The following is a 25972-nucleotide window of genomic DNA, read 5'->3' on the forward strand; positions in this document are numbered from 1 at the left end:
CAATCCGGCTTTCTCAGGCCATGAACTACTTGTCTTTATTCATGTGTTTTTCCATTTTGTCAGCACACTTAGCCATGCGCTCTTGCTGGATTTCTTTCAGTTGAGTCTTTTGCTCAGCCGTTAGTACGCTCATCATTTGGTGTTGTTTCTTAAGCATTGCTACGCGACGCTCAGTTTGCTTCTCAACCATTTGGCTTGCTAGGTCGTTTGCTGCCGCTTCATCGAAGTTGTCAGCCAATACCAATGCTTGAACTTTCTCGTGGTGCGCTTTCATTTTCGCCATTTTGTCGGCTTTGTTGCCAGCGTGTTTTTCTTTCATCTCTGCACGATTCGCTTCGCGCATCTCTTTCAATTCTGTTTTCTGTGCATCAGTCAGGTCTAGCTGACGCATCACTTTCTTATCGAAGCCGCCACATTTACCGTGCATGCCTTTGTGGTCGCCTTTATCGCCGCCGCCATATGCGAACGCGCTTGCTGTACCTAACATTAGTGGAAGTGCCGCAGCTGCTAGTACAAGTTTCTTAGTCATTTTCATAATTGTTGCCTCAATTCGGTATAATAAGTCATGTGTTGCGTCTGTTTCTCAGCGCTTGAATATAGATTAGTCTTTCCCTCGTAAAGTGACGTTTAGAAAGCGTAAAGAATCGTAAAGAGTGAAAGTTGACGAATAATTAGCAGTATTATTAACCTATAACCCCCCAATTAAGGCTTCCCAATGGCGAACATTCTTCTTATTGATGACGACACCGAGTTAACCGGCTTACTTAAAGACATTCTGAGCTTTGAGGGATTTACTGTTTCCGAAGCTAATGACGGCTATGCGGGGCTCGAGGCCATCAATGATGAGATAGACTTGGTCCTATTGGATGTGATGATGCCACGTCTCAATGGCATGGAAACCCTTAAGAAGCTAAGAGAAAATTGGGAAACACCGGTATTAATGCTGACCGCCAAAGGTGAAGAGATCGATCGTGTGATTGGCCTTGAACTTGGCGCTGATGATTACTTACCAAAACCGTTCAGTGACCGAGAATTGCTTGCTCGTATTCGTGCCATCTTGCGTCGTACACAAACCGCTGCAGCACCTAAATCAGCCAGTGATACCATTCAATACCAAGACATCGAAGTGTTCCCGGGCAAACAAGAAGCTTACTGTAATGGTCAGCAAATCGATCTCACCACCACAGAATTCGCACTGCTTAGTCATCTGATTCAGAATCCGGGGCAAGTGATCACCAAAGAAGCGTTAAGCTTAGATGTGTTGGGTAAAAGACTAGCGGCATTTGACCGTGCAATTGATATGCATATCTCTAATCTGCGTAAGAAGATTCCAGAACGTACTGACGGTAAATCTCGCATCAAAACCTTACGCGGTCGTGGCTATTTATTGGTAGAGGAAGGTTAATGCGTATACCTAAAATCACTAGCTTATATGGACGTATCTTTGCCATCTTTTGGTTCACCATGTTACTGGTGCTTTTATCCGTATTATCTCTACCGCACTTAGACCCTCGAGTGGCGCGAGATGTGCCCGCCGATCATCTCAATAAATTAGAGCGTATCGCTAAAGGCACCGAAAAACGCTACGCCAGAGAACCGAATCTGGGGAAAATCATCTTCCAACTTGAGGCACCACGTAGCCGTAAGGATTCTCGTACTCGCATCTATTTAACCGACCTTGAGGGCGCAGTCCTAACCTCAAAAAGGCATTCGGACTACAAGCTTAAAGCGATTCGTAACTTTGTGACCTCAATTGATAACCCAGAGGTACCAAAGCAAAAGCTTTACGGACACTACATGGTCGCTGGGCCAGTGCCGATTACACTCGCTGGTGAAGAACTGTTGATGTACGCCGGAGTGAAATGGAACCAACCTCCACCATTTTTGCTACGACTGTTTGATAGACCTCTACAGCTATTGCTTGCCGTCATGTTAGCGAGTACTCCACTATTACTTTGGTTAGCTTGGGCACTGAGTCAACCGGCTCGCAGGCTTGAACGCGCAGCACAACGTGTAGCAAAGGGTCAGTTTGAGGTCGACCCCACACTTGAAAAAGGCACATCAGAATTCAGACAAGCCGGTGAAAGCTTTAACCAAATGGTCGAAGCGGTAAACCAGATGATTTCGGGGCAACAGCGACTACTCTCTGATATATCACACGAGCTCCGCTCTCCACTGACTCGCCTGCGCATGGCGAATGCACTGGCGATTCGTAAACAAGGTGATAGCCCAGAGCTTGATCGTATTGATACCGAGGCGCAGCGTTTAGAGCAGATGATCAGTGAGCTACTGACGCTATCTCGCATGCAAGTTGACAGCCATATTACTCGTGAGGTTCAACCTATATCGAGCCTGTGGGAAGAGATCTTAAAAGATGCAGAGTTTGAAGCTGAACAAATGGGTAAATTGCTGACCTTTTCGGATATCCCTGAACGCTCCATTTCGGGGAACCCTAAGCTGCTGATGAGTGCGTTAGACAACATTACACGCAATGCGATCTACTACGGCAAAGACCAAGTAGATGTGCAATTCCATGTGGTCCAAGATCAGCTAACAATTTGCGTCAATGATAATGGTGATGGTGTACCAGAGGATGAACTGGACTCTATCTTCAGACCTTTCTACCGTGTTTCAACGGCGCGTGACAGAAACTCTGGCGGCACAGGTCTCGGGTTAACCATTACTGAAAGTGCGATTCGCCAACACAGCGGAACCATCACAGCCAGTCGCAGCACATTGGGCGGACTACACCTGGAAATTACCTTGCCTATCCTACCGGTGTAATACCCCCACAAAGACCGCAGTTGATAATGATTGCCATTATCATTATGGTAAATCCTCTAATTATGGAGGATTTACCATGTCACACACTTTCCCAGCTCTACCCTATGCTTACGATGCTCTAGAACCTTACATTGATGCGAAAACGATGGAAGTGCATTACAGCAAGCACCATAGAACCTACTACGATAAGTTTGTTGCAGCTGTCTCTGGCAGTAAACTTGAACAGCAATCTCTAACCGAGATCTTCGCAAACATTTCTCAGCACAGCCCTGCGGTTCGTAATAATGGCGGCGGTTACTACAACCACATTTTGTATTGGAATTGCATGTCTCAAGACGGTGGTGGTGAACCGACGGGCGAACTTGGTGAGGCTATCAAAAGTACATTCGGAGATTTCAAAGCGTTCCAAGAGTTGTTCGCGCAAGCGGCGATCAATACCTTCGGTTCTGGCTTCGCTTGGTTAGTAGTAGAAGATGGACAACTGAAGATCATCTCAACCTCAAACCAAGATAATCCTTGGATGGATACGGTAGCCAGTAATGGTGAGCCGATTCTTGCCCTCGACGTTTGGGAACACGCCTACTACATCAGCTACCAAAACCGTCGCCCTGATTACATCAATGCATGGTGGAACGTGGTGAATTGGGCCGCGGTTTCTGAAAACTACGCACAAGCACTCGCTAAATAAGTTTAACGACTGCATAAGCCTAACGACAATAGCGAGTCTTAATACCGTCACTCGCATAACCAGAGGTGGTGAACTGTACTCACTCAGCTTGCCACCGTATACTCTGGCTATCTTTGATTATTCTTGTGAACCAACATGTTTGATATCGCTCTATACGAACCAGAAATTGCGCCCAATACGGGTAACATCATCCGCCTATGTGCTAACTGCGGCGCAAACCTGCACCTAATTGAGCCACTTGGCTTTGATTTTGAAGAGAAGAAAGTTCGTCGTGCTGGCTTGGATTACCACGACCTAGCGCGAGTTAAGCGTCACAAGAACCTAGAAGCCTTCCTTGAGTATCTAGAGAACGAACGCGAGGGTGATTTCCGTATCTTCGCTTGCACGACTAAAACTACGGGTCACCACGTTGATGCTAAATTCCAACAAGGTGATGTGTTGATGTTTGGCCCTGAAACACGCGGCCTGCCTGCAGAGTTCATCGAAAGCATGCCAATGGAACAACGTATTCGTATTCCTATGATGCCAGACGCACGTAGCCTAAACCTATCTAACGCGGTTGCTATCATCGCTTTCGAAGCGTGGCGACAAATGGGCTTTGAAGGCGCGGTATAATAACAATCTCAGTAAATAACCGCTCACACGGCCTGTTACCTGTTCCTGCTAACAATAGTAAATAGCTAACACGCAATAAAAAGGCTCTTACCATTATCTCTTTCTTGCGAAGGATAAAGGTAAGAGCCTTTTCTGTTTCTGTTCTTATTGTCTTTATCTTTCTATAAAGACAAACAATATAGCAGCAAAATTAGTTTAAGCGATTACGATCGTTGTCATCGTCTTTCTTCTCAAACTCACCCTCAAAGGTGTTGCCATCTTTTGATGGGTCAGATGGGTCACGATTGAAAGGGTCTTGTCCAAATGGGCTCTGGCCAAAACCAGCTTGTCCACCAGCATGGAAGCCACCAGACATATTGGTCACCACCATTTTTTCCATCATTTTCTTAGCAATCATCGCTCTTGGTGCTGGTAGCAATACCAACATACCGAGTGCGTCCGTCATAAAGCCCGGAGTCAGCAGCAATACACCTGCAACCGCAAGCATCACTCCTTCAAGAATCTGTTGTGCTGGCATTTCGCCTTGTTGTAGTCGACCTTGCACAGACATAAGTGTCTGAATACCTTGGCTACGAACAAGCGATGCACCAACAAATGCAGTAATCAAAACTAACGCAATAGTTGGCCACAACCCTAAGAAGCCACCAACTTGAATAAATAGACCAATCTCAATGATAGGTACGAAGATAAATAGTAATAATAAGATAGGAAACACACGCCCTCCTTTGTTACTCCCAGTTTACGCTGAAAGCTCTATCAATCTCAAATTTATCCTGTAAATAAGCGTGTTTATTGACCGAGAATAACTTTGCAAAATATTGACGAAACAAAAACGAAAAAGGTGATCAACTTACTATTTTTATGCGCTAGGTACAGTATCATGTGCCACATAAGTCAGGACGGATTTATCAGCCCAATATTCTAGCGAACGGAGTATTTGCACACAGAATAGGCTAATAACTAACTATATAATCAGAATAATTCTCTAAGGATCCTGTTATGGCTAATCTATCAGAAGCTCAAGTTGAAGCTCCTCAAGCTACTCGTCTCGAAGAAGATCTACTAGGTCAACGTCATGTTCCGGCTGATGCTTACTACGGCATCCACACTCTACGCGCAGTTGAAAACTTCAACATCTCAAATGTAACGATCTCAGATGTACCTGAATTCGTTCGCGGTATGGTGATGACAAAGAAAGCAGCGGCTTTAGCAAACAAAGAGTTAGGTGTAATCCCAAGCGAAGTGGCTAAATACATCATCGAAGCTTGTGACCTAATTCTAGACACTGGCAAGTGTATGGATCAGTTCCCATCGGATGTATTCCAAGGTGGTGCTGGTACTTCTGTAAACATGAATGCTAACGAAGTAGTGGCAAACGTGGCACTTGAACTTATGGGCAAAGAAAAAGGCCAATATGAGTTCATCAACCCAAATGACCATGTAAACCGCAGCCAATCAACTAACTGTGCTTACCCAACTGGTTTCCGTATCTCTGTGTACAACAGCGTTCGTAAACTGATTGACGCTATCGAGTACCTAAAAGGTGCATTCGAGCTTAAGAGCCAAGAATTCAACACAATCCTGAAGATGGGTCGTACTCAACTTCAAGACGCTGTACCTATGACGGTTGGCCAAGAGTTCCACGCTTGGGCTGTAACCATCAATGAAGAAATCAAAAACCTAGAATACACTTCAAAGCTTCTGCTTGAAGTTAACCTAGGCGCAACGGCTATCGGTACCGGTCTGAACGCAGCACCGGGTTACCAAGGCCTAGCAGTGAAACACCTAGCAGAAGTAACTGGCCTAGAGTGTGTAGCCGCTGAAGATCTTATCGAAGCAACGTCTGACTGTGGCGCATACGTAATGACGCACGGTGCACTTAAGCGTCTAGCGGTTAAACTGTCTAAGATCTGTAACGACTTACGTCTTCTTTCTTCAGGCCCACGCACTGGCTTCAACGAGCTAAACCTACCAGAACTGCAAGCGGGTTCTTCAATCATGCCTGCTAAAGTAAACCCAGTTGTACCTGAAGTAGTAAACCAAGTTTGCTTTAAAGTTCTAGGTAACGACAACACGGTTTCTTTCGCAGCAGAAGGCGGTCAGCTTCAACTGAACGTAATGGAACCTGTTATCGCACAAAGCATGTTTGAGTCTTTAGACATCCTAACAAACGCATGTGTGAACCTACGCGACAAGTGTGTAGACGGCATTACTGTGAACAAAGAAGTATGTGAATCTCACGTATTTAACTCTATCGGTATCGTAACTTACCTAAACCCATACATTGGCCACCACGAAGGTGACATCGTTGGTAAGATTTGTGCAGAAACAGGTAAGAGTGTTCGTGATGTAGTTCTAGAGCGCGGTTTATTGAGCGAAGAAGAACTTGATGACATTTTCTCTGTTGAAAATTTGATGCATCCTCAGTATAAAGCGAAGCGCTACGAATAAAGTTAGCGAGAAAGGGCTCCAAGCGGAGCCCTTTTTTAGGCTCCAATACGGTTAACCCTGCTTATTTTGTGGATTTCCGTTGGTTGCATTTTTGCTTAATCGAATCTAAACCATAGAACTATTATCTGAACATTCTCTCAATGAGTGGTCACATAATAAAATCTAAATGAGGTGTTACTTATGATTGCAGTAGAACTATTTATCGTCCTGCTCTTTATCTTTTTGGGGGCCAGAATTGGCGGTATCGGTATTGGTTTTGCCGGTGGTGCTGGTGTTATTGCCCTTTCACTTATTCTTGGTGTTCCAACAAGCCAATCTTTCATCCCGATCGACGTAATCTTGATCATCATGTCGGTTATCACCGCAATTGCAGCAATGCAGGTTGCTGGCGGTATGGACTGGTTGGTGCAAATTGCAGAAAACTTTTTGCGTAAGCACCCTGAACGCATCACCTTTTACGCGCCAATCGTGACCTTTGTAATGACATTGATGGCGGGTACTGGCCACACAGCATTCTCAACGCTTCCTGTAATCGCAGAAGTAGCGAAAGGCCAAGGCGTGCGTCCTTCTCGTCCACTGTCTATCGCAGTAGTAGCCTCTCAAATTGCTATCACAGCTTCTCCAATTTCGGCAGCGGTTGTGGCATTCGCAGCAATGCTGGCACCATTTGGTGTTGATTACCTAACGCTATTGATGGTTTGTATCCCAACAACCTTCATCGCTTGTATGGTTGGTGCGGTTGTCGCTAACTACATGGGCAGCGAACTGAAAGACGATCCTGTTTACCAAGAGCGTCTAGAAAAAGGTCTAATCAAACTGGCAACAGAAGAGAAACGCGAGATCCTTCCAACAGCGAAGAGAGCGACTTACATCTTCCTAGCGGCGATTGGTTTCGTTGTTTGTTACGCAGCAGCTATCTCTAGCTCTGTTGGCCTAATTGAAAACCCAGCTCTGGGCCGTAACGAAGCAATCATGTCTGTGATGCTGGCAGCTGCTGCTGCAATTGTTATGTTCACTAAGATTGATGCAGCGAAGATTTCTTCAGCGCCAACATTCCGCTCCGGTATGACAGCGTGTGTATGTGTACTTGGTGTGGCTTGGTTAGGTTCTACGTTTGTAAACGCACACGTTGCTGAAATCAAAGACGTAGCAGGCGCTCTACTGGCTGACTACCCATGGATGCTGGCTCTTGTTCTGTTTTTCGCTTCTATGCTGCTTTACTCTCAAGGCGCAACAACAGTTGCACTAATGCCTGCAGCTCTAGCGATTGGCGTAGCACCACTAACAGCCGTTGCTTCATTTGCTGCGGTAAGTGCGCTGTTCGTACTTCCAACTTACCCTACGCTACTAGCAGCGGTTGAGATGGATGACACAGGCTCAACGCGTATCGGTAACTACGTATTCAACCACCCATTCTTCATTCCAGGTGTGGTAACAATCAGTACTGCGGTAGCACTAGGCTTCGCATTCGGCGGTCTGTTTATCTAACATTCGCTGATGATAAAAACTTTAAAAGGAAGCTTCGGCTTCCTTTTTTGTTTTCTGCTCAATGTGTTATTTGATACACGTCAAATAACCATTATAAACTTTAAAAACCAACCAAAAATAAAGTTTGAATAAAATTCCAAGATTATTCACGCGATTAATTAGGAATGCCTACCCAATCAATCTCCCCTCAATTCCCCCTCTTCCACACCGAATATTAATCCAAGCTAACTAACCAAAAAACCTTGCTGTTTTTATGCCATTTTTAAGTCCTCTCATTGGCAACTATTTTTGTGAACAGCAACAAATTTAAATAGCTAGGTAAGGCATAAAATAACCGCAGCTAAATTAAATTCAACTTCATTTGGATCAGTAAATATAAAACTAACTTAATTTAAAGTCAGCAACTTTATATCGTTGGGTACTTTATAAGTGTCAGTGTATTTACAATCTATAAATCATTAGTCGCTAATTCACATCACTTTTATTTAAGATGATGTAAGGAGATAGCCATGACGACTCAGACAATACCAAGCGAGAAAAAAAGGGCGGCTTCTTTGCCAATTTTAAATTCCCTTCTGCCTACACCATTTTATTTATTCTTATTGCGTTCGTAGCGCTCCTTACCTGGGTTGTTCCGGCAGGCCAATACGACCGAGCCATGAATGAAGAACTCGGTCGAGAAGTACCCGTAACCGGAACCTATCAAGCCGTAGAAGGTAACCCTCAAGGTGTAATTGACGTACTACTAGCGCCTATTGACGGTTTCTACGACCACAATAGCTATGAAGCTGCGGCCATCGACGTTTCACTGTTCATCTTAATCATTGGTGGCTTCTTAGGGCTAGTAACCAAGACTGGCGCGATTGATGCTGGTATCGAACGCGTCACCGCCCGCCTCGAAGGGCGAGAAGAGCTGATGATACCAATACTGATGGCACTGTTTGTTGCAGGCGGTACTGTCTACGGCATGGCAGAAGAGTCACTCCCATTCTATACGCTACTTGTACCTGTAATGATGGCCGCTCGCTTTGACCCTCTGGTTGCTGCTGCGACGGTATTGCTTGGCGCAGGGATTGGGGTGCTAGGTTCTACCATTAACCCATTCGCGACCGTTATTGCTGCCAACGCCTCTGGCATTCCATTTACCGACGGTATCGCACTGCGTGTTGGAATGCTGATTATTGGTTGGGGTATTTGTGTCGCTTACGTTATGCGTTACGCAAGAATGGTTCAAGCTGACCCAACAACATCAATTGTCTACGACAAATACGAAGAGAACAAAGCACATTTCCTTGGTAACGCGAGTGGGGAAAACTTGAATTCACCGCGACTCGTAAACTGATTCTGACTATTTTCGGTGGCTCTTTCGCGGTGATGATTTACGGCGTATCTGTTGCTGGATGGTGGATGGCTGAGATCTCTGCAATGTTCCTGGCAGCGACAATCATCGTCGGAATTGTGTCCGCATGAGCGAAGAAGAGTTTACCACCAGCTTCATTGATGGTGCCCGCGACCTACTTGGTGTAGCGCTTATCATAGGTATTGCACGTGGTATCGTAGTCGTGATGGACCGCGGTATGATCACCGACACCATTCTTTTCTCTGCAGAACAAATGGTTACCGGGCTATCTTCGGTTGTCTTTATTAACGTGATGTTCTTCTTAGAGATTCTATTGTCATTCTTAGTGCCGTCGACCTCTGGTTTAGCGGTACTGACTATGCCGATCATGGCACCGTTGGCTGACTTTGCAGGCGTAGGTCGTGACCTTGTTATCACCGCTTACCAATCAGCATCAGGCTTGGTTAACTTAATCACTCCAACCTCTGCGGTGGTAATGGGTGGCTTGGCGATTGCTCGAGTCCCTTACGTACGCTGGGTAAAATGGGTAATGCCATTAATCGGCATCTTGATGGTGTTCTGCATCGTTGTGCTGAGTATTGGTGCGCTTATCTAGACAACTCCAACCAACAAACTTCATCTTCTCGTTCAAAGCCGCTTTCTTAGCGGCTTTTTTATCGCTATCGATCAAAGCCAACTCCATTTACCGAAACAGCCTCACGAGCTGCACACGCTTCATTTAACCCTCTCAATGACCTATCTCAGTAGCAAAACTTAAACGAGCAAAAACCACTTTCGACAAAGAATAAACCTACGTTTAAACATCAAGGTTAAGGCTAATAAAACGCCAAGTATTCTTCGTTCTTATATTTATACAAATATTTAGTCATTTATTAGCGTTAATTATATTTAAAGTAATTCAATCCATAATCACCAAAGGATAAATAGGAGCGGTTTTTATAGAAAACCTGCTTAAAACACCTAATTATAAAGTGTGACCACAATAGCTTTATTCGCATTTAAATTGTTAAAGAATAATTAATTCCACATACAAAATTAAATATATAAATACTAACATTGCATACTTCCAATCTAAGCTCATTCTTATCAATAAAACCACTTTGCATATAATCCCTCACAAGTTAGATTCTAGCCAGACGAATGAAAAAAGCATGCATAATATTCCCAAGGAGTTAACTATTTAGAAAGGACTAACAATAGTTGAAAGTGCATAAAGTTTGTTAAAACCCTTAATTTTAAAGGGCTGAGGGATAAAAAACGATTTGTGATAGATCTCTAAGAATACCTGACTAGCAGGCGTAATATTAATTCCAGACAAGAGATATGAATAAATAATTCATTCTTCTCAACTGAAAATAAATAATTACTCTTAGCAATAAAGTAATTCAAATATATAAGAGAGAGACGATCATGAGTAAGTTCTATGTAGGTTCTGAAATAGGTCAATTACGCCGCGTTCTAGTTCACCGCCCAAGACGCGCACTGACTCACCTAACACCCTCTAACTGTCACGATTTGCTGTTTGATGACGTACTGGCTGTTGAGCGTGCAGGTAAAGAGCATGACGCATTTACTCAAACGCTACGTGATCAGGGTGTTGAAGTTCTTCTTCTTACTGACTTGCTAGCAGACACACTAGCCGTGCCAGAAGCGAAAGATTGGCTACTAAGCTGCCAAGTATCTGATTACCGTTTGGGTAAAACATTCGCAAATGACGTGCGCTGCTACTTGGGCGACTTACCAAATCTAGAGCTAGCAAAAATCCTAACAGGCGGTTTGTCTTACGCTGAGATGCCAATGAAATCATCTTCAATGATGCAAGGCATGCACGCACCAACCGACTTCATTATCGAGCCTCTACCAAATCATCTATTTACTCGCGATACATCTTGCTGGGTATACGGCGGTGTCTCTATCAACCCAATGGCAAAACCTGCTCGTCAACGTGAAACAAACCACGTTCGCGCTATTTACCGGTGGCACCCAACATTCGCAGGCCAAGACTTCATTAAATACTTCGGTGATGAAGAAAAAATCAACTACGACAACTCAACGATTGAAGGTGGTGACGTTCTTGTGCTCGGTCGTGGCGCGGTTCTTATCGGTATGTCTGAGCGTACAACAGCACAAGGTGTTGAGCACTTAGCATCTAGCCTATTCAAACACGGTCAAGCGAAACAAGTTATCGCAATGCAGTTACCAAAACACCGCTCTTGCATGCACTTAGACACCGTTATGACGCACATGAACGAAGATACGTTCTCTGTTTACCCTGAAGTGGTGAGTAAAGACGTGCAGTGCTGGAACCTAACTGGCGATGAATCAGGCACTGTGAAAGTGAAAGAAGAAGGCTACTTCGTAACGGCTATCGAAAAAGCACTTGGCGTAGACAAGCTAAACCTAATCACGACAGGTGGTGACAACTTCCATGCAGAGCGTGAACAGTGGAACGACGCGAACAATGTACTAACGGTTAAACCTGGCGTCGTGATTGGCTACGAAGGCAACACATACACCAATGAAAAATACGACAAAGCTGGTATCACAGTGCTGCCAATTCCAGGAGACGAACTTGGCCGCGGTCGCGGTGGCGCACGCTGCATGAGCTGCCCAATTGAACGTGATGGTATCTAATCACTAAGACGAAAACGGCCAAGTTGAACGATCTTGAATAATCTCAGCTTGGCCAAAATGAGAGAACACAATTATGACTAAGCAAACTGTTGTTGTTGCACTCGGCGGTAATGCCCTACTTCGTCGCGGTGAGCCGTTAGAAGCCGATGTTCAACGCCGTAATATTGAAACCGCGGTTAAAACCATCTCTGAAATCGCAAAAGTGTACAACGTGGTGTTAGTGCACGGTAATGGCCCACAAGTTGGCTTACTTGCCTTGCAAGGTTTGGAATACAAAAAAGTAAACCCATATCCGCTAGATGTGTTGGGCAGTGAAACTCAAGGCATGATCGGCTACATGCTGATGCAAGAGTTTAAGAACTACCTGCCTGACCGCAACATCTCGTGCATGTTGACCCAAATGACGGTTGATCCAAACGATCCTGCCTTTGCGGATCCAACTAAGCCGATTGGCCCGATCTACGAAGAAGCAGAAGCGCGTGAGTTAGCAGAGAAGTTCCACTGGATCGTAAAACCCGACGGCCAACATTTCCGTCGCGTAGTACCAAGCCCACGCCCAACCGGCATTGTTGAACACGAAGCGATCACTCAACTTATCGATGCGGGTCACCTTGTGATTTGTACTGGCGGTGGTGGCATCCCAGTGAAAAAAGAGAATGGCAAATTAGTCGGTGTTGAAGCGGTTATCGACAAAGACATGTCAGCGGCTTTCTTGGCGAAACAATTGGATGCAGATGCACTGCTTATTCTGACTGATGCTGAGGCTGTGTACCTTGATTGGGGCAAACCGACTCAACACGCACTGCGCAGCACTACACCAAGCGAATTGGCGAAGTTCACATTTGATGCCGGCTCAATGGGGCCAAAAATTGAAGCATCGTGCGAATTCATTCAGCAAGGCGGCAAGGTAGTGGGTATCGGTGCACTCGAAGACGGTTTGCAAATCCTGCAAGGCCAAGCGGGCACCAATATCACCAAAGGTTAACGCACTATCGAGCTTTATTACCTTGAAAAACTTAAAGCTTGAGAACCTTAAACCTTGAGAGCTCTTAAAGCTTACGAAAACAGATTAAACGAACAAACAGAACCGAACAAATTTAACTAAATATTGAATCGCGCTTTCTTGAATTTTCTTTCCCTGTAACAAGGAAGCGCCTAAATCTAAAAAGGAATACATCATGGCTTTTAACCTACGCAATCGTAACTTCCTAAAACTACTAGATTTCACTCCACGCGAAATTCAACACTTGTTAGATCTTTCTATGGAGCTAAAAAAAGCGAAGTACAACGGTTACGAACAGCCAACACTGACTGGCAAAAACATTGCGCTTATCTTTGAGAAAACATCAACTCGTACTCGCTGCGCATTTGAAGTTGCCGCATTCGACCAAGGTGCTCGAGTTTCTTACTTGGGCCCATCTGGCTCTCAAATTGGCCACAAAGAATCAATGAAAGATACAGCTCGCGTTCTTGGCCGTATGTACGATGGCATTGAATACCGCGGCTTCGGTCAAGAGATCGTTGAAGAGCTTGGCGCTTACGCTGGCGTACCAGTATGGAATGGTCTGACTGACGAATTCCACCCAACACAAATTCTTGCTGACTTCCTAACTATGACGGAATACGGCCGTGGTAAACAACTGCATGAAATCAGTTTTGCTTACCTAGGTGATGCTCGCAACAACATGGGTAATTCTCTGATGGTTGGCGCGGCGAAAATGGGTATGGACATTCGCCTTGTTGCACCAAAACAGTTCTGGCCACAAGAAGAGCTATTGGCTCAATGTCGTGAAATTGCTGAACACACTGGCGGTAAAATCACGCTAACAGAAGATGTTCAAGAAGGCGTGCAAGGTTGTGACTTCCTATACACCGATGTTTGGGTATCAATGGGCGAAGCAAAAGAAGCATGGGCTGAGCGCATCAACCTAATGATGCCTTACCAAGTGAACATGGAAATGATCAAAGCGACTGGCAACCCACATGTGAAATTCATGCACTGCCTACCCGCTTTCCACGGCGAAGATACCACAGTCGGCAAACAGCTTGCTGCTGAATATCCGCAGCTTAAAGATGGCGTAGAAGTGACGGATGAAGTGGTCGAATCTGAATACTCTATCGTGTTCGATGAAGCAGAAAACCGTATGCACACCATCAAAGCGGTAATGGTTGCAACGCTAGGTAGTTAATAAGCTAAACAGTTAAAAATCTTAGAAGCAAAGCACTCTCTTATTGTTCAAGAAGTCGATAAGTCGAGTGCGATAACAGGGAAATGCGGGTGGCGTACTTGGGATTTAGCCCTTGGATAAAGCCCGCATTTTTTTTCATTCGACTGAAAAGATTATCGCCCCAAAAAACACAAGTTTTTCAGTTTCAACAAAGGCTTAAATGGAAGTTAAAAACGGACGTTATTTCGCATAAAAATCCATTAAATGAATACTTTACAGAAAGTATTGCATGGCGTTTTTATCTGAGTATAATCCTCCGCAATTTGTCTTAAGAGAGCAAAAAATGAACTGCAATTTTGTCGCACATGATTGTCAAACTACACGTCCGAGAGTGGCGTTGGTGTCATTTTTATTTTGCTCTATTGATCGTTTCGAAGCCTCCTATTTTTAGGGGGCTTTTTTTTGTCCGCAATTTGACTGTATGCATAGAAGGAAGACCCGTTATGGCGCATTCGTTATTTAACAAGCACATCATCTCCATACCTGAGCTCACTCGTAATGAACTGGAGCTTATCGTCGACACCGCAGCAAGGCTCAAGGCTGAGCCAAACCCAGAGTTGCTGAAAAATAAGGTCGTTGCGAGTTGCTTCTTTGAGCCTTCAACTCGAACTCGCCTTTCATTCGAAACCGCAGTTCAACGCCTTGGTGGCACCGTCATCGGCTTTGATAATGGCGGAAACACCTCACTAGCGAAAAAAGGCGAAACACTTGCCGATTCCGTGCAGGTTATTTCATCTTACGTCGATGCCTTTGTGATGCGTCACCCACAAGAAGGTGCAGCACGTTTGGCCTCTGAATTTTCGAATGGGGTTCCAGTGGTCAATGGCGGTGATGGTGCCAACCAACACCCGACTCAAACCTTGCTAGATCTGTTCTCAATTTACGAAACGCAGGGCACGCTCGATAACCTCAATGTGGCGTTCGTCGGTGACCTAAAATATGGCCGCACCGTGCACTCACTGACGCAAGCACTGTCGAAATTCAATAACGTTCGTTTCTTCTTTATCGCACCAGAAGTATTAGAGATGCCAGATTACATCTGTGAAGAATTAGAAGAGATGGGTATCCAATACAGCACTCACAGCAGCATTGAAGAAGTAGTGCCGGAACTGGATGTTCTGTACATGACTCGTGTACAGAAAGAGCGGTTTGATGCATCGGAATACGCACACATGAAATCAGCTTACATCCTCACCGCCGATACATTGAAAGACGCACGCCAAAACATGAAGGTACTTCACCCGCTGCCACGCGTCGACGAAATCACCACTGACGTCGATAAAACGCCACACGCTTACTACTTCGAACAAGCTGAAAACGGTGTATACGCTCGCGAAGCCTTATTGGCCCTAGTTCTTAACGACACTTTATAAGCAGGAGAAACAGTCATGGTTAAACAAACTCAGCTACAAGTAGAAGCGATCCGTAACGGCAGCGTGATTGACCACATCCCTGCGCACCTTGGTATCAAAATCCTTAAACTGTTTAAGCTGCACAAGACAGAACAGCGCATCACTATGGGGCTAAACCTGCCATCATCGGCACTTGGTCATAAAGACCTAATCAAGATTGAAAACATCTTCCTGACCAAGGAACAAGCCAACCAATTGGCTCTTTATGCTCCGCAGGCAACGGTCAATCAGATTGAAGAGTACAAAGTGGTTAATAAGCTAACCCTTGTACTGCCAGAGCAAATCCACAGTGTGTTCTCTTGCCCAAATAGCAACTGTATTTCACACGGTGAACCTGTCGAAAGTCACTTTAAAGTGCAGTTAAAACGGGAAAAAGTGCAGCTAAAATGTCACTACTGTGAAAAAGTATTCTCTCGCGAGATCATGAGTGAAATTCGCTAACCCTTAGCGCCATTACCTCCGCAACAAAAACCTTTAATTAACTATGGATATTTATTCCTAACACGGAATAAATATCCATTTAACCAAAGAATAAAACTCCACAATAAAAGCAATTGACTAGAATTTTGTTTGGTGATCGCCTTCAAAAAGATAACTATCCTTTAGTGTTAGACTCAATGCATAGATGATCATATATCTCGCATACCCTTCCTCTCTACTTCGGGATTCATCGGTAAGCCTAATTAATAACCGTACTCTACGGCTTTGGGAGTGCGTTCTACGCTATGGACAAGCGATATCCACACGTTGGCCTTAAGGAGTTGTTCATGAACGAAATCACTGAGCACGGTTGCTTGTATTCAGCTGAAGATAAAACACTGACTGCGGCGTGCAAACGCTTACTACAACAACAAAGCTTCTCGACCCAAAATCAACTGCGCGAGAAACTGGTCGAGATAGGTTATACCGGCATTAGCCAATCAACCGTATCTCGTATTTTGTCACAGCTTGGCGTGGTAAAAATCCAGAACGCCTGTGGCAAAAAGGTGTACTGCATAACAGTTGAAAGTGCACCTGTTCGTGTCGATGCGTCCATCTCATCACAGATTGAATTAATTACTCATAACCAAGCGATGGTGATAGTAAAAACCCACCCTGGTTGTGCACAGTTGGTCGCAAGATTGGTTGATATCGACCCACATACCGAGATTATCGGCACCGTTGGTGGCAACGACACCGTGTTAATTATTCCAAAAGACACGACCAACATAGACGCTTGCGAACAAGTGGTAAAAGCACGCTTGGGCGTTGCCTAAATGTCTTATTGGCAAGGTCTGTTCACTGCAGTTGCTCTACTGACTATCTCTCGACTGCCTACGAAAGTGGCTCACCCGCCCTAGCGGATATTTTCTGGTCGATGAAACTAATCACAAACTATTACGGTCTGATTGAGTTAAGATACCTTCAACTCCATTTTGATGACTAAATAGTATGCGACGACTTGCCACATTACTTTTTGTTTGCGTTTCCCTATTCACCCAGCCTGCGTGGGCGCTTTTTGGAAATGACAACGCCGAGCCAAGCTTCGGAGGCAATAACAATGGTTTTGTCCCTGTAGACCAAGCTTTCCCTTTCAATTACTACCAGCAAGACGGCAAGCTCCTTCTCGACTGGCAAGTAAAAGAGGGCTACTACCTCTATCAACATAGCCTCTCTTTCACCGGCAAAAACCTCGCGATCGGCAATGTTGAAATGGAAGACGGCCAACCACACCAAGATGAATTCTTTGGTGAGGTGAGCATTTATACGCAGCCGCTATTCGTGCAAGTTCCGCTACAGAGTTACCAAGATGGCTCACAGTTGATCGTTAAGTATCAAGGCTGTGCGGACGCTGGGTTCTGCTACCCGCCAGAGATTCGAGTAATCGACATTGAACCGTTTACTGCGACGAGTCCTGGGGATATGAAAAGCAGTGATGTACAAAACAGTGGTGCCTCACAAGGTTCATCTGATGCAACTAGTGAAGCTGACAATTCAGTACAACCCTCTTCTCCTACAGCTGACGCAGCAAGCAATACCACTCAACAAACCAATACTCCCGTTTCAAAAGAAGCAGGCTTAGCCGATAAGCTCGGTGACAGTTGGTGGACTCCTCTCTTGTTCTTAGCACTCGGTGTTGGTTTAGCGTTTACGCCGTGTGTGTTGCCTATGTATCCAATTCTAACGGGTATCGTTTTAGGTGGCGGCAAGCTCAGCCAAGGTCGAGCGCTGATGCTGTCGTTCATTTACGTGCAAGGCATGGCCTTAACCTACACCTTATTGGGTTTAGTGGTTGCCTCTGCCGGCATGCAGTTCCAAGCGGCTATGCAGCACCCTTACGTGCTGATCGCCTTGAGTGTTCTGTTCGTGGCGTTAGCGATGTCGATGTTTGGCGTTTATAATCTACAACTTCCAAGCAGCATCCAAACTTGGCTCAATAACCAAAGCAATAAGCAGCAAGGTGGCAATACTCTAGGCGTGTTCGCGATGGGTGCTATCTCTGGCTTAGTGTGTTCACCTTGTACTACAGCACCACTGTCTGGAGCATTGCTGTACGTTGCTCAAAGTGGTGACCTATTTACCGGTGCAATTGCCCTTTATGCCTTAGCGATCGGTATGGGTATTCCACTGGTCTTAGTCGCGGTATTTGGTAACAAGTTACTGCCGAAAGCGGGCGGTTGGATGGATAAGGTTAAGGTCGTATTTGGCTTCATCTTACTTGCGGCGCCAATCTTCCTATTAGAACGTATCATCCCTGAATTTTGGGCGACGGTACTTTGGTCTGGCCTTGGTTTCATCGCCTTTGGTTGGCTTTACCACAGCAAGAATACACTACCATTCGGTGGCTGGAAGCAAAGTGCAGTGGGCATCATCGCGATGCTCGGACTATTCGCTTCAGCGCAACCTGCCTTAAATTACTGGTTTGCAGAAAAGAGCGTGGTGGTTGAACAGCAAATCCAATTTGCGCGCGTCAACACGGTAGAAGAGTTAGAAATCCAGTTGATTGAAGCGAAGAAACTCGGTAAGCCAGTGATGCTCGATTTCTACGCCGATTGGTGTGTCGCATGTAAAGAGTTTGAGAAGTACACCTTCCATCAAGCCGATGTAGAGAACAAGCTTTCTGATTTTGTCCTTCTTCAAGCGGATGTAACGAAGAACATGCCCCAAGACATTGAATTGCTTAAACAGTTACAGGTGCTAGGTTTACCAACAATTGAGTTCTGGGACAGCAAGGGTAACCATGTTCCAAATGCTCGTGTCACCGGTTTTATGCCTGCAGATGTATTCTTAAAACACATGCAAGACCACCAGCTATAACGACGACATTCGTCTAAATATAAGCAAGAACGAAAGCCGCACCGCCCCTCCGTAACGAGATGGCAGTGCGGCTTTTTTGTGATTACAGGAAACACTTTCCAAGAACAGGGATAAAAGTCGATATGGTTCAGACTTTTAATGCATAGATATTGTCCACATACTCAATCAGGATGATAATAAATATTAACTAAATTGTTAAAAGTATGAACGTCATGGACTCGACCTATACCATCATCATTGCTGATGACCACCCTCTCTTTCGCAACGCCCTGTTTCAGTCAGTTCATATGGCGATCAGCGGTGCGAACCTGCTTGAGGCCGATTCTCTCGATGCCTTACTGACTCTGCTGAAAAAAGAAGATGAACCTGACCTGTTGCTTCTCGACCTTAAAATGCCGGGAGCAAACGGGATGTCGGGCTTAATTCAACTGCGTGCTGAATATCCAGATTTACCGATTGTGGTGATCTCAGCTAGTGAGGATGCCAGCGTTGTAACTCAAGTGAAGAGCCACGGTGCCTTTGGCTTTATTCCTAAATCGAGCGATATGCGTGAATTGGTGAGCGCACTGAATCAAGTGCTGAATGGCGACCCGTTCTTCCCTGAAGGGCTTATCACCAACAATGCAGCCTGTAGCGACCTTGCGGAAAAACTTTCCACACTGACGCCTCAGCAATACAAGGTTTTAGGGATGCTTTCAGACGGCCTGCTGAACAAGCAAATCGCGTATGAATTGAATGTTTCAGAAGCGACCATCAAAGCACACATGACAGCCATCTTCCGTAAACTGGATGTGAAAAACCGAACTCAGGCAGTTATCTTGCTACAAGAAGTCCACAACTAAGCTTCACTGATATCCTCTTCTAAAGTCGTCTTAGGCAAACATAAACCCAGCTTGACGACTTTATGATCATCTATCTCAGCAACCACCCAATTAATGTCATGCCACTCGAAGCTATCGCCCAGTACTGGATGCGCGCCTAACTCTCGTTCAGCCAATTGTTTTAGGGTCATGTCGCGCTCTTCTTCCGAGCCAAGTTCAATACCATAGCAGTCACTAACGGCTGCAATTGATAATCCAACCTCAAGGAAGAAGTCACCAAAGAATCGAGCTGCGTCTTCCGCCAAAGGTGCCTCACTGAATAGCTCACTTAAGCTATCTAGGTCTTTATCTTGACCCAAGACACAGAGAATATCGTTCGCCTCTAACACGGTACTGCCCGATGGGTGGAGCAAGGCATCTTTTCTAAACAGTGCGGTAATTCGCGTCCCTTCTGGCATAGACAAGCGCTTAAGCGGTTCGCCAATACACCACTTTTCCTCTTTCAACTTATAGACAAACATCTCCCACTCACTGGTAGGGTAGATCTCAATGCCGGTACGAGAAATAGGTGTCGGTGTTGGCGGTAAGGTCACTTTAGCGAGCCTCGCGACTTTCATTAAGCTGCCGCCCTGAACAATCAGCGAAACCATAACCACGAAGAAGGCGATATTGAAGTACAACTGAGCATTAGGCAGGCCAGCCATCATCGGGAATACCGCCAGAATGATCGGCACAGCACCACGTAAACCCACCCAAGAAACAAACCAACGTTCCTTGGTGGTAAAGCTTCTGAACGGCAGTAAACCCAACCAAACAGACAGTGGACGAGCAAACAAAATCATACCGAAGGCCAATGCCAACGCAGGAAGTGCAATGTCCATCAATGTCGATGGTGTAACCAATAAACCAAGCACCAAGAACATCACGATCTGGCTTAGCCACGTCATACCATCAAGAACATTTAGAATAGAGTGTCGAGAGCGCGTCGGACGATTACCAATGAACAGGCCCACTAGATAAATCGACAAGATACCGCTTCCGCCAAGCATGTTAGAGAACGCAAACAGAGCCACGCCACCACTAAGCACGAGAATTGAGTAAAGGCCATCAGCCAGTTGCACTCGATTGATTAGGCTCCACAGAACCCAACCACCACCGATGCCAACAAGGGTGCCGATACCAAACTGCATCGCAAAGCTTTGCAATAGGAAGTTCATTCCCATCTCGGCATCAGGATTACCCAGCAGCGCGATTAAAGTTACCGTCAGGAAGACAGCCATTGGGTCATTGGTACCAGATTCGATCTCTAGGGTTGAGCCAACACGTTCATTGAGGCTTTGCCCTTTCAACAGAGAAAATACCGCAGCCGCATCGGTCGAACCGACGATTGCGCCAACCAAGATGCCCTGCATCAATGACAGATCAAACAGCCAAGCCGCCATGAGTCCGGTTAAGGTGGCTGTGCATGCCACACCTATTGTGGCTAGTGAGAGTGACGGCCAGAAAGCGACTTTGAAGCTTGCGACCTTGGTTCGCATACCGCCATCAAGCAGGATCACAGCAAGCGCAAGGTTACTCACCAAGTAGGTCAGTGAGTAATCATCGAAATTAATGCCACCAGGGCCATCTTCGCCCGCCAACATACCAACGAACAAAAAGATCAAAAGAATCGGAACGCCCAATCGCGAGGACACTTGCGAGAAAAGCACACTGATGGCGATGAGTACGGCACCAGTCAGAAATAAGTGATTAATGGTTATTGCGTCCAATTCGTTCCCCCAAAGAATAAAACTCGAGCTTTAAGCATGTTGATCTTCTGCCGTTAAGCAAGGAACGGCCGAAGAAAGTACCGCAGTTACTATAACAAACTTATGTTTCGCTTCGTGTCATAAGCAGGACTAAATACAGTTTCTCGGTCATTTAGTTGTTAAATTTTATGACTCGCACTCTAATTCATCCCTTTTTGTTAGACCTTTGGCTAATTTAACATCATTGTAACATCACATTTTTCTATGGTTCTGCTTCCTAACCCCCATATTTCAGCACATTAGCGCGAATACCATCCCGACTAAAGTTGCACAGATCCCTTGACTCATCCTTGCTACATTCTAAATCGTAACATTACGTTAACACAGCAATTTCTAAAGAAATGGAATAAAGGAGAAGGCAATGGCGTTCGAATCTACGGAACATGCTCAAGCCTACTGGAAGGAAAACTTGGGAATAATGGGAACACTACTCGCAATATGGTTTGTGGTGTCTTATGGCGCTGGCATCTTATTTGTGGATGTCCTAAATACCATTCAATTTGGCGGATTTAAGCTAGGTTTTTGGTTCGCTCAACAAGGTTCAATTTATACCTTCGTGGCGTTGATATTTATTTACGTTGTTCGCATGAATAAGCTGGACAAAAAATACAACGTACAGGAAGACTAGAGGCTAGAACATGGATATTCAAACTTGGACGTTTATTCTCGTCGGTATTACTTTCGCAGTATATATCGGCATCGCAATCTGGGCTCGCGCTGGAACAACCAGTGAATTCTACGTTGCTGGCGGCGGCGTACACCCAGTAGCAAACGGCATGGCAACAGCCGCTGACTGGATGTCGGCAGCATCATTCATCTCAATGGCAGGTATCATCTCATTCGTTGGTTACGACGGTGCGGTTTACCTAATGGGTTGGACAGGTGGTTATGTACTACTTGCGCTATGTTTAGCACCTTACCTACGTAAGTTCGGTCAGTTTACGGTTCCTGATTTCATCGGTGAACGTTACTACTCGAAAACAGCACGTATGGTAGCGGTATTCTGTGCAATCTTCGTATCATTTACATACGTTGCAGGCCAGATGCGTGGTGTTGGCGTTGTATTCTCTCGTTTCCTAGAAGTTGATATTAACCTAGGCATCATCATTGGTATGGGTATTGTGTTCTTCTACGCAGTACTTGGTGGCATGAAAGGCATCACTTATACGCAGGTAGCTCAATTCTGTGTCCTCATTTTCGCCTTCCTTGTTCCAGCAATCTTTACCTCAATAATGATGACGGGTAACCCACTTCCACAAGTTGGTATGGGCTCTACTCTCTCAGGTACGGATGTATACCTACTTGATAAACTGGATGGACTAACAGAAGAACTCGGATTTACCGCCTATACCGAAGGTAACAAGAGCATGGTAGATGTATTCTTCATCTGTGCGGCTCTAATGGTAGGTACTGCCGGTCTTCCACACGTAATCATTCGTTTCTTCACGGTACCAAAAGTACGTGATGCTCGTATCTCTGCGGGTTGGGCTCTACTGTTCATCTCATTGCTATACACAACAGCACCAGGCGTTGCAGCATTCGCTCGTGTAAACATGATCGAAACGATTAACGGTCCAGACATGCAAGGTGTCGCAGCAGCAGACGCACCAAGCTGGTACAAAAACTGGGAAAGCACAGGTCTAGTCGGTTGGGAAGATAAGAACGGCGATGGCAAAATGTTCTACTCGGGCGATGAACGCAACGAGATGAAGATTAACCGTGACATCATCGTACTGGCTTCTCCAGAGCTAGCGAAACTACCAAACTGGGTTGTAGCACTACTTGCAGCCGGTGGCCTAGCCGCCGCACTATCAACAGCCGCTGGTCTACTATTGGTTATCTCAACGTCGATTTCACATGACTTGTTGAAGAAAGGCTTCAGACCAAACATGACCGACAAGCAGGAGCTGTTAGCCGCTCGTTTGGCAGCCATGGTCGCGATTGTTGGCGCAGGTTACTTGGGTATTAACCCACCAGGCTTCGTAGCACAGGTAGTAGCGTTTGCCTTCGGCTTAGCCGCAGCATCCTTCTTCCCTGCCATCATCCTAGGTATCTTCTACAAGAAGATGAACAAGGAAGGCGCAATTGCAGGTATGTTGTCAGGTATTGCCTTCACAGCAAGCTACATCATCTACTTCAAGTTCATTAACCCAGCAGCAAGCACACCTGAAAACTGGTGGTTTGGTATCAGCCCAGAAGGCATCGGTACGCTAGGTATGTGTCTAAACTTCGTAGTATCGATTGCTGTAAACAAAGTAACAGCTGAAGTACCACAAGATGTACAAGATATGGTTGAGAACATCCGTTACCCGAAAGGCGCAGGTGAAGCTCACGACCACTAAGCAGAGATGTTTAGCAAAAAATGAATCAGTACTTACATTGTAGGGATTAGGTACTAATTCCAAGAAAGCCGATACATAAAGTATCGGCTTTTTCTTTTTCTGCTCATTTTATAAAAAGACAAACAAAGGGTTGTTTTTAACGCCTCACTTGATAATAATTATCATTAACATCCATTAAAGAGATGCAAATGATGATGAAAGAGCAGCAGGTTCTCTACTCAAGATTTTACAAAGCACAGGATCGCTTTGCTTCATTAGAACAAGTTCAAGGCCACGAGCCTTTTGTGATTCGAGACTACATCGAGTGTGCACTTACGCTTTCCGCTTACTATGAAAAGCATGCCGCCCAAGAAAACATCTTGTTATGTGAACTATACCTGCGCCAAGTTTTCTTCCATTTGATTGAAGCGATTGAGTCTCCTGACCGTAGTTTCACCTTTCGTCATATCTGCCTAGACTCTATTCACTCACCACTATTTTATTTGAAACGCCATTACTGCCAGCAACCACAAGGCCAAGCGCGTTTTTTGAATATCAGCCAAACACTACAACAAGTCCAAGCCCCACTTGGCTAACAAGGATAGAACATGACCCTACAATTTCGAATTGAAAAAGACAGCATGGGGGAGGTTAAAGTCCCTGCGGATGCGCTATACCAAGCACAAACCCAACGTGCCGTAGATAACTTCGCGTTTAGTTCACACAAGATGCCAACCAGTTTTATTCAAGCTCTGGCGTTAATTAAGCTTGCCGCCGCCGATACCAATGCTCAATTAGGTTTACTGGAAGGTGATATTGCCAACGCGATAGCAGAAGCCAGCCAAGAGATCATCGATGGTAAGCATCTCGATCAATTCCCAATCGATGTCTACCAAACCGGCTCTGGCACCAGTTCTAACATGAACGCCAACGAAGTGATTGCGACACTAGCGTCAAGAAGCTTGCAAGGCGACGTGAACCCGAATGATCACGTCAACATGGGCCAGAGCAGTAACGATGTGGTACCAACTGCAATTCAAGTCAGTGTCGCACTCACTGCTGAAAATAAATTACTACCTGCACTAACCCACCTCTCTGAAGCACTTACCATCAAGCAACAGGAGCTTGCTCAGGTAGTGAAGACGGGCCGTACTCATCTAATGGATGCGATGCCGATTACCTTTGCTCAAGAGCTTGGTGGTTGGAAATTTCAGATTGAACATGCCAAGCAAGCAATAGAAAGCAGCTTGCCAGCAGTCAAGGCGCTTGCTCAAGGTGGTACAGCGGTAGGTACGGGGATCAATGCCGACCCACGCTTTGCCGATAAGTTTGCGAGTAACCTCTCTCAATCAACGAAGATCAGTTTTACCTCGAGTGAAAACTTCTTTTTTAACCTCAGCAGCCAAGACGCGATCGTTGCGCTGTCTGGTCAGCTCAAAACTGCAGCAGTTGCGATCATGAAGATCTCAAACGATCTTCGCTGGATGAATTCAGGACCATTAGCTGGCTTAGGGGAAATTGAGTTGCAGGCTCTACAACCGGGTTCATCGATCATGCCTGGTAAAGTGAACCCTGTAATTCCAGAAGCAGCTGCAATGGCGGCAGCACAAGTGATTGGCAATGACACCACCATTACGGTGGCTGGGCAATCGGGTAACTTCCAACTGAACGTGATGCTGCCTGTGATTGCTCATAACGTATTAGAAAGCATAGAACTGTTAGCCAACAGCTCAGTCGCGTTGGCTGATAAAGTAATTGCGACTTTCACTGTGCGCCAAGACAATCTTGATTTAGCGCTTTCAAAGAATCCAATTCTGGTGACCGCACTTAACCCTGTGATTGGCTACCTAAAAGCGGCGGATATCGCCAAGAAAGCCTACAAGGAGGGCTTACCAATTCTTGATGTTGCAGAAAGAGAAACTGATCTCAGCCGAGAAGAACTCAGCAAGCTGCTTGATCCAAGCACACTGACGCAGGGTGGTATTGCAGGTTAGTTAGAAAGCTGACAGGCATTTGCTGAAACTCGCTGAAATAGCAGAGACAAAAAAGGCCTCATACGAGGCCT

Annotated in this window: 21 protein-coding genes and 1 pseudogene; 19 read left to right on the forward strand and 3 right to left on the reverse strand. The window is 45.4% G+C overall.

Features of this window, described 5'->3' with window-relative positions; genetic code table 11:
• Positions 1 to 25: 25 nt before the first annotated feature.
• Positions 26 to 535 carry a CpxP family protein gene (locus IHV80_RS15120; protein ID WP_192889539.1) on the reverse strand — a complete coding sequence of 170 codons (510 nt, stop codon included), beginning with the start codon at positions 533 to 535 and terminating at the stop codon, positions 26 to 28.
• A gap of 180 nt (positions 536 to 715) precedes the next feature.
• On the opposite strand from IHV80_RS15120, the gene IHV80_RS15125 reads away from it, so the two are divergent.
• From IHV80_RS15125 to trmL, 4 genes are all read left to right on the forward strand, one after another.
• Positions 716 to 1405, forward strand: coding sequence for a response regulator (locus IHV80_RS15125; protein WP_192889540.1), 690 nt, complete (start codon positions 716 to 718; stop codon positions 1403 to 1405).
• Positions 1405 to 2784, forward strand: a complete 1380-nt coding sequence (gene cpxA, locus IHV80_RS15130; protein WP_192889541.1) for an envelope stress sensor histidine kinase CpxA — start codon at positions 1405 to 1407, stop codon at positions 2782 to 2784. Before IHV80_RS15125 ends, cpxA begins: the two co-directional genes overlap by 1 nt.
• A gap of 76 nt (positions 2785 to 2860) precedes the next feature.
• Entirely contained in the window at positions 2861 to 3472 is a 612-nt protein-coding gene (locus IHV80_RS15135) for a superoxide dismutase (RefSeq protein ID WP_192889542.1), read from the forward strand.
• A 135-nt stretch (positions 3473 to 3607) separates the two neighbouring features.
• Complete coding sequence (gene trmL / locus IHV80_RS15140) at positions 3608 to 4087, forward strand: tRNA (uridine(34)/cytosine(34)/5-carboxymethylaminomethyluridine(34)-2'-O)-methyltransferase TrmL (protein ID WP_009844716.1); 480 nt, start codon at positions 3608 to 3610, stop codon at positions 4085 to 4087.
• Between the two features lie 190 nt (positions 4088 to 4277).
• On the opposite strand, the gene IHV80_RS15145 is transcribed toward trmL, so the two are convergent.
• Entirely contained in the window at positions 4278 to 4802 is a 525-nt protein-coding gene (locus IHV80_RS15145; RefSeq protein WP_192889543.1) for an FxsA family protein, read from the reverse strand.
• 284 nt (positions 4803 to 5086) lie between these two features.
• Between IHV80_RS15145 and aspA the strand changes: the two genes are divergently transcribed.
• From aspA to IHV80_RS15200, 11 genes and pseudogenes are all read left to right on the forward strand, one after another.
• A complete protein-coding gene (gene aspA / locus IHV80_RS15150; protein ID WP_017083812.1) occupies positions 5087 to 6538 on the forward strand; it encodes an aspartate ammonia-lyase in 1452 nt (483 codons plus the stop codon).
• A gap of 180 nt (positions 6539 to 6718) precedes the next feature.
• Complete coding sequence (locus IHV80_RS15155) at positions 6719 to 8026, forward strand: anaerobic C4-dicarboxylate transporter (protein WP_192889544.1); 1308 nt, start codon at positions 6719 to 6721, stop codon at positions 8024 to 8026.
• A gap of 509 nt (positions 8027 to 8535) precedes the next feature.
• Positions 8536 to 9981 (forward strand): annotated as a pseudogene (locus tag IHV80_RS15160) (YfcC family protein).
• Between the two features lie 815 nt (positions 9982 to 10796).
• The gene (gene arcA / locus IHV80_RS15165; protein WP_192889545.1) at positions 10797 to 12020 is read left to right on the forward strand and encodes an arginine deiminase; all 1224 of its coding nucleotides are present in this window, start codon (positions 10797 to 10799) and stop codon (positions 12018 to 12020) included.
• Between the two features lie 73 nt (positions 12021 to 12093).
• On the forward strand, positions 12094 to 13005 hold the full coding sequence (gene arcC / locus IHV80_RS15170) for a carbamate kinase (RefSeq protein WP_004729718.1): 912 nt from the start codon (positions 12094 to 12096) through the stop codon (positions 13003 to 13005).
• Positions 13006 to 13198: 193 nt separating this feature from the next.
• Entirely contained in the window at positions 13199 to 14209 is a 1011-nt protein-coding gene (locus tag IHV80_RS15175; protein WP_017063666.1) for an ornithine carbamoyltransferase, read from the forward strand.
• Positions 14210 to 14691: 482 nt separating this feature from the next.
• Positions 14692 to 15621 carry an aspartate carbamoyltransferase gene (pyrB, locus tag IHV80_RS15180; RefSeq protein ID WP_017062721.1) on the forward strand — a complete coding sequence of 310 codons (930 nt, stop codon included), beginning with the start codon at positions 14692 to 14694 and terminating at the stop codon, positions 15619 to 15621.
• 15 nt (positions 15622 to 15636) lie between these two features.
• Entirely contained in the window at positions 15637 to 16101 is a 465-nt protein-coding gene (gene pyrI / locus IHV80_RS15185) for an aspartate carbamoyltransferase regulatory subunit (RefSeq protein ID WP_192889546.1), read from the forward strand.
• Between the two features lie 326 nt (positions 16102 to 16427).
• Positions 16428 to 16916, forward strand: coding sequence for an arginine repressor (locus tag IHV80_RS15190; RefSeq protein WP_017630898.1), 489 nt, complete (start codon positions 16428 to 16430; stop codon positions 16914 to 16916).
• A gap of 175 nt (positions 16917 to 17091) precedes the next feature.
• Positions 17092 to 18957 carry a protein-disulfide reductase DsbD gene (locus tag IHV80_RS15195; RefSeq protein ID WP_192889547.1) on the forward strand — a complete coding sequence of 622 codons (1866 nt, stop codon included), beginning with the start codon at positions 17092 to 17094 and terminating at the stop codon, positions 18955 to 18957.
• A gap of 212 nt (positions 18958 to 19169) precedes the next feature.
• Positions 19170 to 19799 carry a response regulator transcription factor gene (locus tag IHV80_RS15200; RefSeq protein ID WP_012604978.1) on the forward strand — a complete coding sequence of 210 codons (630 nt, stop codon included), beginning with the start codon at positions 19170 to 19172 and terminating at the stop codon, positions 19797 to 19799.
• Here the strand turns inward: IHV80_RS15200 and IHV80_RS15205 are convergent.
• Complete coding sequence (locus tag IHV80_RS15205) at positions 19796 to 21547, reverse strand: potassium/proton antiporter (protein WP_192889548.1); 1752 nt, start codon at positions 21545 to 21547, stop codon at positions 19796 to 19798. The genes IHV80_RS15200 and IHV80_RS15205 overlap by 4 nt on opposite strands.
• A gap of 400 nt (positions 21548 to 21947) precedes the next feature.
• On the opposite strand from IHV80_RS15205, the gene IHV80_RS15210 reads away from it, so the two are divergent.
• The 4 genes from IHV80_RS15210 to IHV80_RS15225 all read left to right on the forward strand — a co-directional run bounded on the left by IHV80_RS15210 (position 21948) and on the right by IHV80_RS15225 (position 25901).
• Positions 21948 to 22214: a DUF4212 domain-containing protein gene (locus IHV80_RS15210; protein ID WP_004729726.1), complete on the forward strand. Its 267-nt coding sequence runs from the start codon at positions 21948 to 21950 to the stop codon at positions 22212 to 22214.
• Between the two features lie 10 nt (positions 22215 to 22224).
• Positions 22225 to 23928 (forward strand): sodium:solute symporter family protein, encoded by a 1704-nt coding sequence (locus IHV80_RS15215; RefSeq protein ID WP_017108594.1) that lies wholly within the window; start codon positions 22225 to 22227, stop codon positions 23926 to 23928.
• Positions 23929 to 24116: 188 nt separating this feature from the next.
• Positions 24117 to 24503, forward strand: a complete 387-nt coding sequence (locus IHV80_RS15220) for a hypothetical protein (protein WP_192889549.1) — start codon at positions 24117 to 24119, stop codon at positions 24501 to 24503.
• A 12-nt stretch (positions 24504 to 24515) separates the two neighbouring features.
• Positions 24516 to 25901, forward strand: a complete 1386-nt coding sequence (locus IHV80_RS15225) for a class II fumarate hydratase (protein ID WP_192889550.1) — start codon at positions 24516 to 24518, stop codon at positions 25899 to 25901.
• The last annotated feature ends 71 nt before the right edge of the window (positions 25902 to 25972 follow it).

Source organism: Vibrio bathopelagicus (assembly GCF_014879975.1).
Lineage (GTDB): Bacteria > Pseudomonadota > Gammaproteobacteria > Enterobacterales > Vibrionaceae > Vibrio > Vibrio bathopelagicus.